Annotated in this window: 12 protein-coding genes; 4 read left to right on the top strand and 8 right to left on the bottom strand. The window is 67.3% G+C overall.

What is annotated here, in order from left to right:
* Positions 1 to 42 precede the first annotated feature (42 nt).
* Positions 43 to 618 carry a superoxide dismutase gene (locus FHR95_RS00745; protein ID WP_040186737.1) on the bottom strand — a complete coding sequence of 192 codons (576 nt, stop codon included), beginning with the start codon at positions 616 to 618 and terminating at the stop codon, positions 43 to 45.
* A gap of 249 nt (positions 619 to 867) precedes the next feature.
* Here FHR95_RS00745 and FHR95_RS00740 point away from each other — a divergent pair, with 249 nt between their 5' ends.
* The 4 genes from FHR95_RS00740 to msrA are packed head-to-tail and all read left to right on the top strand — an operon-like array spanning position 868 to position 8,373.
* Positions 868 to 1,710, top strand: coding sequence for a hypothetical protein (locus tag FHR95_RS00740; RefSeq protein ID WP_183312997.1), 843 nt, complete (start codon positions 868 to 870; stop codon positions 1,708 to 1,710).
* Between the two features lie 27 nt (positions 1,711 to 1,737).
* A complete protein-coding gene (gene tamA, locus FHR95_RS00735) occupies positions 1,738 to 3,591 on the top strand; it encodes an autotransporter assembly complex protein TamA (protein ID WP_183312996.1) in 1,854 nt (617 codons plus the stop codon).
* A gap of 10 nt (positions 3,592 to 3,601) precedes the next feature.
* Positions 3,602 to 7,702: an autotransporter assembly complex protein TamB gene (tamB, locus tag FHR95_RS00730; protein ID WP_343065148.1), complete on the top strand. Its 4,101-nt coding sequence runs from the start codon at positions 3,602 to 3,604 to the stop codon at positions 7,700 to 7,702.
* A 56-nt stretch (positions 7,703 to 7,758) separates the two neighbouring features.
* Positions 7,759 to 8,373, top strand: coding sequence for a peptide-methionine (S)-S-oxide reductase MsrA (gene msrA, locus FHR95_RS00725; RefSeq protein ID WP_183312994.1), 615 nt, complete (start codon positions 7,759 to 7,761; stop codon positions 8,371 to 8,373).
* 71 nt (positions 8,374 to 8,444) lie between these two features.
* Here the strand turns inward: msrA and FHR95_RS00720 are convergent, their stop codons facing one another.
* The 7 genes from FHR95_RS00720 to FHR95_RS00690 form a co-directional block, all read right to left on the bottom strand.
* Positions 8,445 to 9,128: a Crp/Fnr family transcriptional regulator gene (locus tag FHR95_RS00720; RefSeq protein ID WP_183312993.1), complete on the bottom strand. Its 684-nt coding sequence runs from the start codon at positions 9,126 to 9,128 to the stop codon at positions 8,445 to 8,447.
* A gap of 302 nt (positions 9,129 to 9,430) precedes the next feature.
* On the bottom strand, positions 9,431 to 9,979 hold the full coding sequence (locus FHR95_RS00715; RefSeq protein ID WP_183312992.1) for a hypothetical protein: 549 nt from the start codon (positions 9,977 to 9,979) through the stop codon (positions 9,431 to 9,433).
* 113 nt (positions 9,980 to 10,092) lie between these two features.
* Positions 10,093 to 11,139, bottom strand: a complete 1,047-nt coding sequence (locus FHR95_RS00710) for a hydrolase (protein WP_183312991.1) — start codon at positions 11,137 to 11,139, stop codon at positions 10,093 to 10,095.
* 6 nt (positions 11,140 to 11,145) lie between these two features.
* Positions 11,146 to 12,465 (bottom strand): Xaa-Pro dipeptidase, encoded by a 1,320-nt coding sequence (gene pepQ / locus FHR95_RS00705; RefSeq protein ID WP_183312990.1) that lies wholly within the window; start codon positions 12,463 to 12,465, stop codon positions 11,146 to 11,148.
* Positions 12,462 to 13,412, bottom strand: coding sequence for a LysR family transcriptional regulator (locus FHR95_RS00700; protein ID WP_183312989.1), 951 nt, complete (start codon positions 13,410 to 13,412; stop codon positions 12,462 to 12,464). The genes pepQ and FHR95_RS00700 overlap by 4 nt, the downstream gene beginning before the upstream one ends.
* Before the next feature lie 63 nt (positions 13,413 to 13,475).
* Positions 13,476 to 14,552 (bottom strand): ABC transporter ATP-binding protein, encoded by a 1,077-nt coding sequence (locus FHR95_RS00695; RefSeq protein WP_040186749.1) that lies wholly within the window; start codon positions 14,550 to 14,552, stop codon positions 13,476 to 13,478.
* Entirely contained in the window at positions 14,552 to 15,571 is a 1,020-nt protein-coding gene (locus FHR95_RS00690; RefSeq protein WP_040186752.1) for an ABC transporter ATP-binding protein, read from the bottom strand. Before FHR95_RS00690 ends, FHR95_RS00695 begins: the two co-directional genes overlap by 1 nt.
* Between the last annotated feature and the right edge of the window lies 1 nt (position 15,572).

The raw sequence follows: 15,572 nt of genomic DNA, 5'->3' as shown, positions 1-15,572 counted from the left end.
GGGACGCTTGCGTTCAGCGGGCCGGCGCCAGGCGCCGGGCGATCAGCTGAAGTTCTGGGCGACAAAATCCCAGTTGAGCACGTTCCAGACGTTCTCGAGGTACTTGGGACGCGCATTGCGGTAATCGATGTAGTAGGCGTGTTCCCACACATCGATGGTCAGCAACGGGGTCTGGCCATGAGCGATGGGCGTATCGGCGTTGCTGGTGTTGACGATGTCGACGCCGTCATCGGTCTTGATTAGCCAGGTCCAGCCGGAACCGAAGTTGCCTGCGGCCTGGGCGTTGAAGGTCTCCTTGAATTTGTCGAAGGAGCCAAACTTGGCATTGATGGCCTCGGCCAGCGCGCCGCTCGGCTCACCGCCACCCTGGGGTGACAGGCAGTGCCAGTAGAAGGTGTGATTCCAGACCTGGGCGGCCTGATTGAACAGGCCGCCTGAGGAGGATTCGATGATCTCCTCGAGGGACTTGTCGGCGTCAGCGGTGCCGTCGATCAGCTCGTTGAGCTTGTTCACATAGGTCTGGTGGTGCTTGCCGTAATGATACTCGAGGGTCTCGGCGGAGATATGCGGTTCCAGCGCGTTCTTCTCGTAAGGCAGTGCGGGCAGTTCGAATGCCATCCAGTCTCTCCCTGGTCGTCAACGGTGTCCATACAGCAAACCACGGTATGCCATCGGAACGTACGGTTACCCGGCCCGTCGCCTGAGGTTGACGCGCCCCGTGCTTTCCGATGACAAAAAACCTTACACTATCAGGATGATGTGCCGGTGCTGTGGCGGCATCATAGCAGTCGGCTTGAGGGGCGCCAATCGAGCGCGCCACGGCCGGCACCACCGGCCACCCCCGTTTTACTGAGTAAGGAGCCCATCATGGCAGAGCGCCCGGATGCCCCCCGGTATAGCCGGCCGATCGTACCGGACCCGGATGCCAGCCTGTCGGCGCCCCGCTGGCGTCAGCCTCCACCGCCGCGGTTATGGCCGCTGTGGCTGCTGGTGGTGCTGCTCCTTGCGGCCGGCGCCGCGCTCGCCTGGGCCGGTTGGCAAGAGCGTGCACGATTGCAGGCCGAGCTCGCCCGAGTCAGCGGTGAGCTTTCCAACGTGCATGCCCGCTTCGATGCGAATGAGGGCCAGGGGGAGGCCTTCGCCACCTTGCAGTCGCGTCTGGATGAACTGGCCAATCTGGAGGCCGAGCTCGACGCGGTCATCGACCAGCGTCTGGCCACGCTCGAGACACAGCGTGAGCAGCGGCTGGCCCCACTGGAGGAGGCGATTGAAGCCCTGGAGTCCCGCCTGGCCAGCCTGGCGGATGAGGACGACAATCTGGCGGCGATTGTCGATGCGACCCGCAACTCGCTGGATTCACTGGAGCGGGCAGGTCAGCAAGGGCGCGCCGCGCTGCGCGAACGCCTGGCGGCCCTTGAGGCGGCCCGCGAGGCAGAGAGCCAACGTCGCGAAATCCTGGACACGGCGCTGACGGAACTGGAACAGCGCCTTGATGACCAAGGTGAGGCGCTGCAGTCGCAAGGGACCGCGCTGGAAGAGCAGCTGTCGGCGTTGCAGGCGGACGTTGAAGCCCTGGAGGTATCACGCGATGATGAGCAGCAACGAATAGAGTCGCTGGGCAATCGGCTGCGAGAGGTCGAGTCCGGGCTGCGTGAGCTGCGCCAGGCGCAGCTCGCCATGAGTGCCCAGCTCGAGGTCCTGCGCCAGTGACATGTCGCCAGTCAGGAAACGCTATCGATGGATAATCGTGTGTTCACACGCCTGGGTACGGCGGCATTCTGCCTGGGCCTGGTGCCCAATGCCCTGGCCCTGGAAGCCACTATCGAGGGCATCGAGGACCCGCTGGCGAACAATGTTCGCCTCTATCTCGATGGGCTGGAAGCCGAGCAGTACAGCCCGGCGCGTCTGGAAAGCGAGGTGCTGCGCCGCAGCAGTGAAGCGTTGCGGGTCTTCGGCTACTACTCGCCGACGATCGAGCCGCGCTTCGATGATCCCGAGGCGCCGTCCAGTGTCACGCTGTCGATCAGCCCCGGCGAGCCGGTGCGCATCGAGGTCCTGTCGCTTTCCGTGACCGGCGACGCCGCCGACGACGCCCCCTTTCGCGAGGCCATCGAGGACTTTCCGCTGTCCGAAGGGGATCGCCTGCGGCACGCGCCCTTCGACAGCCTGCGCAGTCGGCTGGCGAACCTCGCCCTGGAGCGTGGCTATTTCGATTGGCGCTTTGCCGATCGCCGCATGGAGGTCAGGCCCTACGCCAACAGCGCGCGGCTCTACCTGGCAATGGACAGCGGCAGGCGTCACCGTTTCGGTGACGTGACCTTCCAGGGCGAGCATATCGAGGCCTCGCGGCTGGAGGCCCTGGCGCCCTTCGCCAGCGGAGAACCGTATCTGGCGAGTGAGGTCGCCCGCTTCAACCAGCGCCTGGGACAGACCGAGTGGTTTGCCTCGGTGAACGTGCGCCCGCGCCTCAATCGCGAGCTGGCCCGACTCGCCTTGCCGGACGCCGCGTCGGGCTGGTGGCAGTCACTGGATGTCGAGGGCCTGACGCCCGTCGAGCGCGAACCGCGCATCGCCGCCGAGGCGCTGGTAGCCGCCGCCGACCTGCAGCGCCCCGTGGCTCCCGACGTGCCGATCGACGTGACCGTGACCCCCGCCGACCGCCACCAGTTCGAGGTCGGGGTCGGCTATGCCACCGACGTCGGGCCGCGGCTGCATCTCGCCTGGCACCAGCCGTGGATCAACCGCTATGGCCACGGCCTGAATCACGACCTCTACCTCTCGGGGCCGGAACAGCGGATTACCGGTGTCTATACCGTGCCGCTGGCGGACCCCTTGCGTGATAGCTATCGCTTCCAGTACGGCCTGCGCAACAAGGATAACGAGGACACCCGGACGCTCGAGAGCACGGTGGAGGCGGCCCGTCGCTGGACGTTCGACAATGACTGGCAACAGACCCTCTATCTGCGCGGCACCTACGAGGACTTTACCCAGGCCGGCGTCTCCAACCAGGTCGTGCTGCTCTATCCGGGTATCAGCTGGTCGCGCACCCGCACCCGCAATCCTACCTTTCCCACCTGGGGCGACCGCCAGCGCTTTTCCGTGGAGTATTCCAGCGACTGGTGGGGCTCGGCTGCCGAGTTCCTGCGTCTGACCGGCGACAGCGAATGGATTCGCATGCTTGGCGACGATAACCGTTTCGTCGGCCGGGTCGGTATCGGCAGCATCACGACCAGCGACTTCGCGGATGTGCCGCCCTCGCTGCGTTTCTTCACCGGCGGCGATCGCAGCGTGCGCGGCTACGCCTTCGAGAGCCTTGCCCCCGAGAACGACGAGGGCCGGCTGGTGGGCGGCGAGCAGCTGTTTACCGCCAGTCTGGAGGCCCAGCGCCGCATCACCGGCAAGTGGTGGCTGGCAAGCTTCGTCGACACCGGCGATGCCTTCAGCGACTGGAGCCCGGGCGACCTGAATACCGGCGCCGGCCTCGGCGTGCGCTGGATCTCTCCCGTCGGCCCGATTCGCCTCGATATTGCCCACCCCTTCGACGTGGAGGATGCCTTCCGCATCCACTTCGCCATCGGTCCCGAATTCTGAGAGTCCCCTATTGAGAACCCGTGCATTGACCTGGGCCCTGGCCCGACTGCTGATCGTCCTGCCGCTGTGGCTACTGGGCCTGGTATTGCTGGTACTGGGCCTGGCGCTCTCGCCCTGGGGCACCGGCGTACTGCTTGAGCAGGGGGCCAAGCGGGGGTTCTACGAGCTGGGCGCCGTGGAGGGAGCGCCCCTGGATCGCCTGGTACTGCATGACCTTCGCCTGGACGCCGGCCCGGCGCGCATCGCCTTGACCCGTTTCGAACTGGCCTGGTCCGAGGAGTGTGTCCTCCAGGGTCGGCTGTGTCTCGACCGCTTGGCCGTTGAAGGGGCCGATATCCGCTTGGCAGACGCCGACCCCGCGCCGCAGGCAGCAGCGGAGCAGGAAGACGGCGCGCCCCTCGAGGAGATCCGCCTGCCGTTCCCGGTGGAGCTGCGCGAGCTGTCGCTGACCGACGTCAACCTGCAGCTCGCCGACGGGACACGGCTCAGCTGGGCGTCCTTCACCACCGGTGTTCGGGCCGAGGAGAGTACGATCACCTTGCTGCCCACCCGGCTGGCCGGTACGCGGTTGACCCTGCCGCTGACGGCGGGTGCGCGCCTGGCGCTGAGCGACGCCGATCAACCAGGTGTTCAGCTGTCGGCTTCGGCCATCGATGCGGCCATCGCCGTGCGCTCGCCGCTGCCGACCCCGCCTGCCGCCGAGCCGGAAGGGCTTGCCGACCTGCCGCTCGACGAACAGCCGCGTCGTGAGCTCCCCGAGGTGACGCTGCCCGTGTCCGTGGAAGTGCCGGAACTGGTCATCGAGGATTTCGCGATCGATGGCGCGGTCGAGTACGGCGTGGCGCAGCTGCTGCTGCGGCTCAGCGCTCGGCAGCAGACGGTCGAGATCGAGACTCTGTCAGTCGCCAGCCGCGATGCGGATGCCGAGCTGATGGCGCGAGTGACGCTGCGTGACGACTATCCTCTCGAGGCCCGGCTGGCTGCCGATCTCTACCTGCCGGAGCGAATGCCGGCGTTGGCGGGGGAGCGCATCGAGCTCGCGCTTGCCGGCAGCCTGGCCGATCTCGAGGTCGACCTGCTCACTCAGGGCCCGGTCGAGGCTCATCTGGTGGCGCGACTCGACGCGCTCGACCCGACCCTGCCCTTCACGGCCTCACTCCAGAGCGATGCGCTCCAGTGGCCGTTGCCCGGGGCCGAACAGACACCGGCCAACGAGGCGGCAGACGCGCTGGCCGAGACAGGGCGAGAAAGCGCACAGGCGGACGAAACGAGGAGCGCGGCGGAAGCCGAGGGCGGAGGTGAGGCGAACGATACGCCCGCCGAGCCATGGCAGGTCGAGGCCCTGGCCGTGCACCTGGAGGGCAGTCTGGTCGACTATCGCAGCCGGGTGTCGCTCACGGCCCGCGGCCCCGATCTGCCAACCACCGACCTGCTGATCAACGGTAGCGGTGACCTGGAGCACTTCCGCTGGGCGCCACTGACGGTCAACCATCAGCAGGCCGTGCTGGTCAGCCGCGGCCAGGCCGCCTGGCGCGATGGCCTCGAGGTCGAGGCCACGCTGTCACTGGACAACCTGAATCCCGGTCGTTTCGTCGAGGGACTCGACGGGCGCCTGGGCGGCGGCGCCGAGCTGGCCTTCATCCAGGACGATGCGGGCTGGCGGCTCGAGGTGCCGGGGCTGGACATTCAGGGCGTGCTGGATGACCGGCCGCTGAGCCTAGAGGCCGCTCTCGCCGGCAACAGCGAGATGCGCTGGGCGATCGATACGCTCGACTTCCGGCAGGGCGCCAACCGGGTCAGCATGGCCGGGCGAGTCACGCCCGAGACCCTGGACCTGGCCGGCGAGTTGGACATGCCGGCACTGAACACGCTCTATCCCGATCTCGACGGCACCCTGGCAGGGCGCTTCAGCACGAGCGGCAGCCTGGAGGCACCAGCGCTCGATCTCGCGCTGACCGGCCGCTCCCTGGCCTTTGCCGATAATGGCGTGGAAGCCCTCGATCTGACGGCACGGGTCGCCGGCCTGGAGGACCCCGACCTGGCGCTGGCCCTGGAGGTCAGCCGTCTCGATGCCGGCGGGCAGCGCCTCGAGTCCCTGACCCTGGACCTTGACGGGCGCCTGTCGGAACACGTCCTGCGCCTGGCCGCCGAGGGCGGCGACCAGCTGCCGCTGTCGCGGCTGGTCCTGGCGCTGGAGGGCGGTCTTGACGGTGCCCGTGAACGCTATCGCGGCGCCCTGTCACCGCTGGAGGTCGACACCGAGTTCGGCGATATCCGCCTCGCCGAGGCGCTGACCTTCGAGGCCAACCTGCCCGCCGGGTCGGCGCGGGTGTCGCCGTTCTGCCTGGCCCGCCGACAGGGCGGCGAGGTGTGTCTGACCGAGACGTTGGACGCCTCGGCCGAGGCCGGCCGGGCGGCACTCGAGATCCGCAGCCTGCCCATGGACCTGGCCGATGCCGCCATGCCGCCGGGATGGCGCATCAGCGGCGAGAGCGGCGGTACCCTCGAGGCAGGCTGGTCCGCCGGCGGGGCGCGCTGGCAATTGGACGCCGACCTCGACAGTCGCGCCGAGGTCACCGGCGAAGACGCCTATGGCCGTCCCTGGTCGGTCCCCGGCACTCGCCTGGGCCTCGAGGTGAATGCCACGCAGGCGCGAGCGGACCTCGCCGTGGTGCTGGGATTGGCCGAGAGCGGCGAGGTGCGTCTCGCCCTGGGCATCGACGAGCCGCTGGGGCAGGGCAGGCTCGATGGCCGATTGCGCATCGACGATCTGCGCCTGGCGCCTTATCGCCCGCTGGCCGCAGGGCTGGAGACCCTGGCCGGAGGGCTCGAGGGTGATATTCGCATCGGCGGCACCCGCGAGACGCCTCGACTGGACGGCCGGCTTGCCCTGGCGGGGCTCAAGGCCGGTGGCCTGGACCTGCCCCTGGAGGTTCGCGACGGCGAGCTGGTCGTGGAACTGGCCGGCGACCGGGCCGATATCGACGGCTTCCTGGCCGTCGACGAGGGCCGACTGGAGATCGGCGGCAATGCGCGCTGGCCAGAAGGCGACAGCTGGCAAGCCGCCCTCGACCTGCAGGCGGTCAATGATCCCCTGCTGGCGGTGCTGCCCGAGTTCGGGCGCCTGCGCCTGGCGCCAGATCTACGGATCCGCGCCACGCCGGAACGGCTGCGGGTCCGCGGCAGGGTCGAAATCCCCTGGGCCCGCCTCGAGGTGGGGGAGGTGCCCGAATCGGCCATGGCCCCGAGCCCGGATGAGATGATCATCACCGAGGAGCAGGACCGTCGGGCCGCGGCCGCGGAAGCTGACGCGCAGGCCGCCGCCGAGACGGGTGACAGGCCCGGCGAATCGACCGCCGAGGCCATGGCCGAGGCCGGCATGGCCATCGATATCCTGATCACCCTCTCGCTAGGGCCGGACATGCAGCTGGCGGCCTACGGGCTGGAGTCGGGCCTTGCTGGCAATCTCGAGGTCCGCCAGCAGAACGGGCCACTTCAGCTGTTCGGCGACGTCAGCCTGGTCGACGGCCGCTTCAAGGCGTTCGGTCAGGACCTGCTGATCCGTGAGGGGATCATCTTCTTCAGTGGTCCCCCGGGGCAGCCGCTGCTCGACTTCGAGGCGATACGCAACCCTCGAGTGACGCAGGACGACGTGGTCGCCGGCCTGCGCGTCAGCGGCTCGGCCGATTCGCCAAGCCTGGAGATCTTCTCCGAGCCTGCCATGGAGGAGGCCAGTGCGCTCTCCTACCTGCTGCGCGGCCGTGCCCCGGACAGCAGCGGTGGCGCGGATGGGGCCCTGACATCGGCGCTGATCGGCGTGACGCTGGGCCAGACCGGCGGCGCCGTGGGCGCCATCGGCGAGGCCTTCGGCATCGACGACCTGAGCGTCGAGACGGCAGGCGCCGGCGAGGAGAGCCAGGTGGTGGTCTCCGGCAACCTCACCGATCGCCTGAGTATCGGTTACGGGGTCGGGGTCTTCTCGCCGATCGCCGAACTCACCCTGCGCTATCAGCTGTGGCGCAACCTTTATCTCGAGGCGGTCTCGGGGGCGTCACAGGCCGTCGATCTGGTCTATCGTTTCAGCCTGCCGGGTGATCCGCCGGACCCGTGACGCGCACGCCCAAGCGTGGCACCTCGAATTTTCTTGCAGCCAATGGAGTACGTCACATGCCACTGCATCCAGACCATGCGCCCGAGGGGCGCGACACCCCGATCTCGATCAGCGGGACTCACCTGGTCAACGGCCACGCCATGCAGCCTCCCTGGCCCGAGGGCATGGAAGAGATCGTGTTCGGGCTGGGATGCTTCTGGGGGGCCGAGCGGCTCTTCTGGGAGCTGCCGGGGGTGCACGTCACCGCAGTGGGTTACGCTGGCGGCGTGACGCCGAATCCCACCTACCAAGAAACCTGCAGCGGTCGAACCGGCCACGCCGAGGTGGTGCGGGTGGTCTTCGACCCCGGCCAGATCGACCTTGAAACCCTGCTGCGGGTGTTCTGGGAGTCGCACGATCCGACCCAGGGCAACCGTCAGGGCAATGACATCGGCAGCCAGTATCGCTCGATCATCCTTACCACCACGTCGCACCAGCGCGAGGTGGCCGAGCGCAGTCGCGAGGCCTACGGCGAGGCGCTGTCGCGCAGCGGCAAGGGCCCCGTGACCACCGAGATCGAGCCCCTCGAGGCCTTCTATTATGCGGAGGAGTACCACCAGCAGTACCTGGCCAAGAACCCCGGCGGCTACTGTGGGTTGAAGGGCACCGGCGTCAGCTGCCCGGTCGGGTGAGTGCCCAGGCGAGCCGTCTTGCCTGGGGCGGGGAGAGGGCCTACCGATAGGGCCCTGTCGCCATGCTGGAATCAGGGTGACGAGATGTTTGCCAGTCGGGTCCTCAACCCATTCATTTCATCGCTCAGATACTGATCATCGAAATCCGCTTCCTCGAACAGTCGCTCCGGGTCATGGACCTCGATATGGTCGCGGTATTTTTTCAGCAAGCTATCCTGCTCGAGCGTCTTGAGCGTTCGATTGATGTGCACCGGTGACAGCCCCAGAATGTCTCCCAGCAGGCGCTGGGATACGGGAAACTCGAAGGATGCCAGATCGACGTTCTTCACCTTCTGGAGTCGCAGGAAGGTTTCGATGACGAAGTGCAGCACCTGCGACCGTGCGCTGCGGTGAAGGGTGACGAGCAACCGCTCGGTCAGCAGGGCTTCCTGGCGGCTGATCTTGGCAAACAGGGCAATCGCCAGAGGCGTCGAGGCGGCAACGATATCGACGATGTTTTCGTGAGGAAATGGCTGAATCAGCCCCCGGGTCACCATGCTGGCTTCGGTATTGTGTTGCAGGAAGGTGAACTCCTGGATGCCGATGATTTCACCGGGCAGGAGCAGGTCGATGATCTGCCGATCGCCATCCTTGGAGCTGCGTGTCGTACAGGCCCAGCCGCTGTGCAGGACATAAAGGTCACCCACCTTGTCGCGTGGGCGCCAGAGCCGTTGGTTTCGCTCGGCCGGTCTGGCCTCTTGCTCGAAACTGGCCATCAGCGCGCGGTCGTGGTCACTCAGGTCGAGGTATCGGCCCAGAGAGGCCTGGAAGGGGCTCAAGATGCCCACTTGGCGGGCGCAAGCAGGTGTTGGCTAGCAGAAGGGGGGGATGTAGTGATAATGAAACTCCTTGAGATCGGACCCGAGCGGTAGCAAGGCATCCTGTCTTTTCACTGTATAGGTTGCAGATCCATCCTGCCATGACGAGGTGCCATCAGGCAGGCGCCTTGCCGCTTGGTTTGAGCAAGGCGTATCTGGCCTGATGGCGCTGCCTGCGTGTTGGCCGGGTGACAAGCCGATCACGCCGTATGCGCATTCACCCGGGTGAGGCCGGGACATTGATATCGCGCTTCGTGAAGAATCTGAAACTGCGCCCGACACTGGCCAATGCACTCATTCAGCCAGGCATCCAGAGCGGGGATGGCATTGTAGTCCTGCAGACGCTCGTAGAAGCGGCGCGAGCGCCACTCCTCGAGTTCGGCGCGACTAAGTTCCTGGGCGGCCATCGCATCGTCATAGATGAAGAAATGGCCCTGTCCATGCAGGTCGGGCCATGGGCCCACGACTGGCTCACCAAGCCGAGGCAGAGCGATCGGAAGCGTGGCGGCAACCTTGGTCAGGGCCTGGATGCGCTGCTGGCTCTCCTCGGCCAAGGCTTGCAGAAGCTTGCTGATGCCGATGTGGTAGGTCAAGAAGCGCAGGGAGAGCCAGTAATAGCGCTGATATTCGTTATGTTCATGCCCACCGGCCAAGGCCAGCAGGTCCTCGATCATGGTCACGACGCTGGTCGGGCGCTCTGTCTGCCGGAGGAAGTGGTTGTTGAGATAGGTGACGCTTGGCGTGTTCACGATGGTTTCACCTCTTATGGCGCAGGATATTGTTATTGTCCCGAATAACAGCCGACTCTCCCTGTTTGAAAAGCATATTAGGCAAGGGTGCCATCGGCGTCTGCCAACCTGGGTTAACCTCCCGCGCTTTTTTTATGGCTCACCGAGCCTGGCGTGGAGTGCAGGGCCGACATCGTCGCTTGCCACGCCTGCAGTTGTTGGCCGACGCGCCGCGCCAGCCAACTGCCGAGCCGCCCCTGCCGCCACTCCACGAAACCGACGTGGCCGCCGTGCCGAGCGACTTCCACGCGCACGGACGGCGGCGGAGCCGGGAAGTGCTGGAAGAGGGCGGGTGGCATGAAAGGGTCGTCATCGGCATGCAGGATGAGCATCGGCAGCTCGATCTGCCCCAGCAGCGGGCCGGCTGAGGCACGACGGTAATAGTCTTCCGCATCGGCGAAGCCGTGCAGCGGCGCTGTGACGGCCTCGTCGTAATCCCGCAGGCTGCTCAGGGCCTCGAGGTCTCGCGGTGTGAGAGAAAGGGGCAGTTCGCCGCTGGCCAGGCGAGGGATCATCTTGCGCTTTAGCGAGCCGAGCAGGTGGCGCTCGTAGACACGGGCAAAGCCGTGGCGAAGGGTATCGGCGCAGGCCGACAGGTCCAGCGGCGCGCTGACCACGATGGCAGCGTCGAGAGCGAGCCCCTCGCCACCCTGTTCCGCCACCAGCTTGACCAGCATGTTGCCGCCCAGCGAGATGCCGGCGGCGACCCTGAGGGCGCGCGGATAGCGGTGGGCGAGTTGGCCGATCAGCCAGTAGGCATCCGCCGTATCGCCGCTGTGGTAGGCCCGCGGCAGGCGATTGGGGGAGGCCCCGCAACCCCGAAAGTGCATCAGCAGTGCGCGCCAGCCGAGACCCCCAGCGGTATGCAGCAGATGGCGCGCATAGGGCGAATCAAGTGAGCCCTCGAGCCCGTGGAAAAGCACCAGGATGGGCGCATCGGCCCGCTCGGGACACGGGTGCGACCAGGCCAGTTCGACGAAATCGCCGTCCGGCAGCTCGAGGATCTCGGTGTCGGCCGCGACCGAAGGGCGCGGCAAGCAGCGGGGCAGCAGCGTCTGGACATGCCGGTTGGAAAGCCCGGGGGGCGGGCGGAAATCGGCCACTTGCCAGGTCGCGTCCATCGGCGGTCACTCCGGCGGCGTCAGGTTGTCATGGCCGGTGGCGGTGATCGCCACGTTGTCCTCGATGCGGATGCCGCCGTGGTCGGCGAGTCGCTCGACGCGTGGCCAGTCGATATCGCGGCCCGCCGCGCGCTCCTTGAGCGGTGCCAGCAGCATGGGGATCACATAGAGCCCCGGCTCCATGGTGACCACCATGCCGGCCTCGAGTTCTCGCGTCAGGCGCAGGGCGGGGTCCGTCTCTGGCGGCGGCAGCGGCCGACCCTGGCCGTCCACGCGTCCGGCGACGTCATGCACCTGCAGGCCCAGCGAGTGGCCCAGGCCATGGGGACAGAAGGCGCGGGTCATGCCCTGCTCGACGGCCGCCTCGGGCGAGCAGTGAAGTAGCCCCTGATCGACGAGCAGTTCTCCCAGGGCCTGATGCATGCGCCGATGGAGCGTCGGATAGGCAACGCCGGGCGCCAGGGCATCGATCAGCTCGTGCTGCAGGGCGCTAACCCCCTCGATCAGCGGCGCAAAGGCGGGGTCGGCATCGGGGCCGGCCCAGGTCCGGGTGATATCGGCGCAGTAGCCCCGGTGGCGATGGCCGGCATCGAGCAGCAGGCTGCACCGCCTGGCAGGCGGGCGGGTGGCATAGTGCTGGTAGTGCAAGATACCGCCATGAGCATTGAGCCCGACGATGTTGGCGTACGGGAGGGCCGTCTCGCGCTGACGGGAGGCACCCAGGTAGGCGAGCTGGATATCGAGCTCGGCCCCTCCGTCGAGGAACGCCTGTCGGGCCGCGTCATGGCCGGCCATCGCCTGGCGGTTGGCGCCGCGCAGGCAGGTGATCTCGTAGTCACTCTTGCGAACGCGGCCCTCGTCCAGGGCGCTCGTCAGGGACGCCGGGTTGCACGCCGCCCCCAGCGAGTCGGCGAGTGACGCCGACACCTCGCCGAGCACGGCGAAACGCCCGGCCGGCAGCACGGGCGGCGAGTCGTCGCGACTCATCTCGATATCGAAGGCCTGCACCCAGGCCTCGTCGGGCAGCCGGGCCGGCAGGTGCCAGAAGTCGTCCGGCGCGTGGATCTTGAGTCGCGGGCGCTGGTCGGGGCGGATCAGTAGCCAGCTGCGCGCCAGGTCGGCCTGGCCGGTCCAGTGCATGAAGTGGCCAAAGGCCGCAAAGCTCGCCTCCTGATCGTCGGCGAAGTGACGTCGGGGGTGGCCGCTGTAGAGCAGCACGCCGTCGAAGCCGAGGCGTGTGAGTGTGTCGCCGTAGGCCTGCTGCAGGCGCTCCAGGTGGCGCTGTTGCAGGGCGTCGAGGGTCGCGGGCGCGTCGGTCAGGGTCATGGGGGCTCCGGTGAAGGGGTCGGCGTGGGGGCGGGAGAGCCGGCCTGGCGGGGCAGGGAGGCCCAGAGCGCCTCCAGGGCAGCCGGGCCCGGGTCGCGGCGGCGGTAGAGGCGAATTTCCAGCGGGACCTCCCAGCGTGCATCGCCGGCTCGCACCAGGCGACCGGCGGCCAGCTCATCGCGTATGCTGCGTTCGGGCAGCCAGCCCAGGCCGTAGCCGAGGCTGACCAGCTCGCGGATGTTGCCGCTCTGGATGCTCTCGTGGAGCACCCGAAAGCCTGGCGTCCCGGGCACTTCTTCCAGGTGGCTGCGCAGGGCCAGGTCGATCAGCCCGCGGGGATGATAGGCGATCAGCGGCAGGGTGAAGCGCGCCCCGGCCTTCAAGGCGAAGCGAGGGCGACCGTCGGCCTCGGGCAGCGAGGTGGGGATCATCCGTTCGTGGCCCAGACAGTGATGGACGAGCCCCTCGGTTTCCGGCATGAAGGGATCGGCACCCTGCGGCCAGTAGCAGAGCACCAGGTCGCATTCGTCGCGGGCCAGCGCCTCGAAGAAATCGCTGGCAAGCCAGCCGGTAGCGCGCAGGTAGGGCGTCAGCGGCGGCGGCGAAGGCCAGTCGGCCAGCCAGTCAGGCAGGAAATGCGCCAGCAGGCTCTGGGGCGCGGCCAGGCGCAGCTGACCGGCCTGCTCCTCGGCCAGGTGCGCCAGCCGCTGCCGGGTGGCCGCCACCCGACGAGTGACTTCCTGGCACAGGCCGAGGAACTCCTCCCCGGCCGGCGTCAGCGAGAGCGGCAGGGTCTGGCGGTTGACCAGGGTGGTGCCCATCTCCTCCTCAAGCAGCTTGATGCGGCGCGAGAAGGTCGGCTGGGTGACGTTCTGCTCGTCCGCCGCCCGCGAGAAATGCTGCGTGCGGGACAGGGCAATGAAGTCTTCCAGCCAGCGCAGTTCCATGTCGATCCTCGTGGGTGCCGCGTCCGTTTGTTGCCACGGCATTGTGCCATACCGCGACGGGCCTCAGGCGATGCGCCCTTCCTCGACGGCGTGGCAGGCCACCTGCCCGCCGTCATCGGTGGCGATCAGCGTCGGGATCTCTCGCCGACAGCGCTCGTTGGCATACGGGCAGCGCCCGTGGAAGACGCAGCCCGACGGCAGGTTGACCGGCGTGGGCACTTCGCCCTCCAGGCGGATGTGTTGCGGCCGGTCGTCCTCGAGGCGCGGGATTGCCGACATCAGGGCCTGGGTGTAGGGGTGTCGCGGCCGGGCGAAGAGGGTCGCCGTCGGCGCCACCTCGCAGACCCGGCCCAGGTACATGACCGCCACCCGGGTGCCGAAATGCTCGACCACCGCCAGGTCGTGGGTGATGAACAGGTAGGTCAGGTTGCGCTGCTGCTGAGCCTCCATCAGCAGGTTGAGCACCTGTGCCTGGATCGACACGTCCAGCGCCGAGATCGGCTCGTCGGCGACGATGAACTCCGGGTCGACGGCGAGCGCGCGCGCAATGGCAATACGCTGTCGCTGGCCACCGGAGAACTCGTGGCCATAGCGGCCACCCCAGTCGGCGGCGATACCCACCGAGGCCATCACCTCGGCGACCTGCTGCTTGACGCGCTGAGCCGACCAGTCCGGATGGTGCAGGCGGATCGGTTCCTCCAGCGTCTGCTGGATGGTCATGCGCGGATTGAGCGAGGCATAGGGGTTCTGGAAGATCATCTGCATGCGGCGACGATAGGGCATCAGCGCCTTGTGCGAGAGATCGTCGATACGTTGACCGTCGTAGCGAATCTCACCCGAACTGGGATGCAGCAGGCCCATCACGGTGCGGGCCACGGTGGACTTGCCACAGCCGGACTCACCGACCACGCAGAGCGCTTCGCCGCGCTGAATATCCAGATCGACGCCGTTGATGGCGTGCACGTACTTCTGTTCGCGGACGATCTTCCCCCGCTTGAACTTCAGCTGCTCGAGGAAATCCCCGGAGAGCGAGAAGTGCTTCTCCACGCCGCGGATCTCCAGCAACGGACTGGCCGTCTCGCTGGCCTGGCCGGGAGCGGGGGCTTGGGCTTGGCTATAGGCTTGAGCGGTGGCACTCATCAGCGAATCTCCTCGGCCGGGATGCGTTCACGTTCGAGCATCTCCGCGACCATGTGGCAGGCGGCCTGGCAGTTGCCGGAGGTGACGAAGTCGGGCACCTCGTCGATGCAGGCGCGGCGGGTCGAGCCGTCGGCACGCTCGACGAAGCCGCAGCGCGGGTGGAAGGCGCAGCCGCTCGGCAGGTTGTCCAGCGACGGCATGCTGCCGGGGATCTGGTTCAGCCGACTGCCCGGCGTGGCCATCTGCGGCAAGGCGTTGATCAGCCCCTGGGTGTAGGGGTGCTGAGGGTCGTTGATGATCTCGCGGGTCGGCCCCTGTTCGATCACCCGGCCGGCGTACATGACCAGCATCCGCTGAGTGACCTGACTGACCACGCCGAGGTCGTGGGTGATCAGGATCAGGCCGACGTTGTGCTTCTCGCAGAGCTCCAGCAGCAGCGCCATGATCTCGGCCTGGATGGTCACGTCCAGCGCGGTGGTGGGCTCGTCGGCGATGATGATGTCGGGGTCGAGCAGCAGCGCGATGGCGATGATCACCCGTTGGCGCATGCCGCCGGAGAGCTCGTGGGGATACTGGTCCAGGCGTGCCGAGGGAGAGGGGATCTGCACCTGCTCCAGCTTGCGCAGCGCGATGGCCCTGGCCTCGCGAGTCGAGATGCGCCGGTGGGCCTTGAGGCATTCGACCATCTGATCGCCGATCGAGAGCACCGGGTTCAGGGTCATCATCGGATCCTGGAAGATCATCGACATGCGGTGGCCGCGCACATGGCGCAGTGCCCGGTCGCTCATCTGGGTCAGGTCGCGGCCGTCGAAATGGATGCTGCCACCGGCGATATAGCCCGGCTTGGCGATCAGGTTGAGCAGGCTGAAGGCCGCCACCGACTTGCCGGCGCCGGATTCGCCCACGATCCCCAGGCGCTCGCCACGCTCCAGGCTGAAGCTGACATCGCGCAGCGCCTTGACATCGCCGCGGCGAAGGGCGAAGCGCACGTCGAGTTGGTTTACGTCGAGAAGTGCCATG

The sequence above is a fragment of the Halomonas fontilapidosi genome (assembly GCF_014192285.1).
In the GTDB taxonomy this organism is placed as follows: Bacteria; Pseudomonadota; Gammaproteobacteria; order Pseudomonadales; family Halomonadaceae; genus Halomonas; species Halomonas fontilapidosi.
The sequence above is the reverse complement of the archived record's forward strand: the minus strand, read 5'-3'. Positions and strand labels throughout refer to the sequence as shown.

Excerpts from the sequence above, each read along its gene's own strand:
- msrA (WP_183312994.1), top strand. The coding sequence starts at position 7,759 with ATGCCACTGCATCCAGACCATGCGCCCGAGGGGCGCGACACCCCGATC.
- FHR95_RS00745 (WP_040186737.1), bottom strand. The coding sequence starts at position 618 with ATGGCATTCGAACTGCCCGCACTGCCTTACGAGAAGAACGCGCTGGAA.
- pepQ (WP_183312990.1), bottom strand. The coding sequence starts at position 12,465 with ATGACCCTGACCGACGCGCCCGCGACCCTCGACGCCCTGCAACAGCGC.
- FHR95_RS00740 (WP_183312997.1), top strand. The coding sequence starts at position 868 with ATGGCAGAGCGCCCGGATGCCCCCCGGTATAGCCGGCCGATCGTACCG.
- FHR95_RS00710 (WP_183312991.1), bottom strand. The coding sequence starts at position 11,139 with ATGGACGCGACCTGGCAAGTGGCCGATTTCCGCCCGCCCCCCGGGCTT.
- tamA (WP_183312996.1), top strand. The coding sequence starts at position 1,738 with ATGGATAATCGTGTGTTCACACGCCTGGGTACGGCGGCATTCTGCCTG.
- FHR95_RS00690 (WP_040186752.1), bottom strand. The coding sequence starts at position 15,571 with ATGGCACTTCTCGACGTAAACCAACTCGACGTGCGCTTCGCCCTTCGC.
- FHR95_RS00720 (WP_183312993.1), bottom strand. The coding sequence starts at position 9,128 with ATGGCCAGTTTCGAGCAAGAGGCCAGACCGGCCGAGCGAAACCAACGG.
- FHR95_RS00695 (WP_040186749.1), bottom strand. The coding sequence starts at position 14,552 with ATGAGTGCCACCGCTCAAGCCTATAGCCAAGCCCAAGCCCCCGCTCCC.
- FHR95_RS00700 (WP_183312989.1), bottom strand. The coding sequence starts at position 13,412 with ATGGAACTGCGCTGGCTGGAAGACTTCATTGCCCTGTCCCGCACGCAG.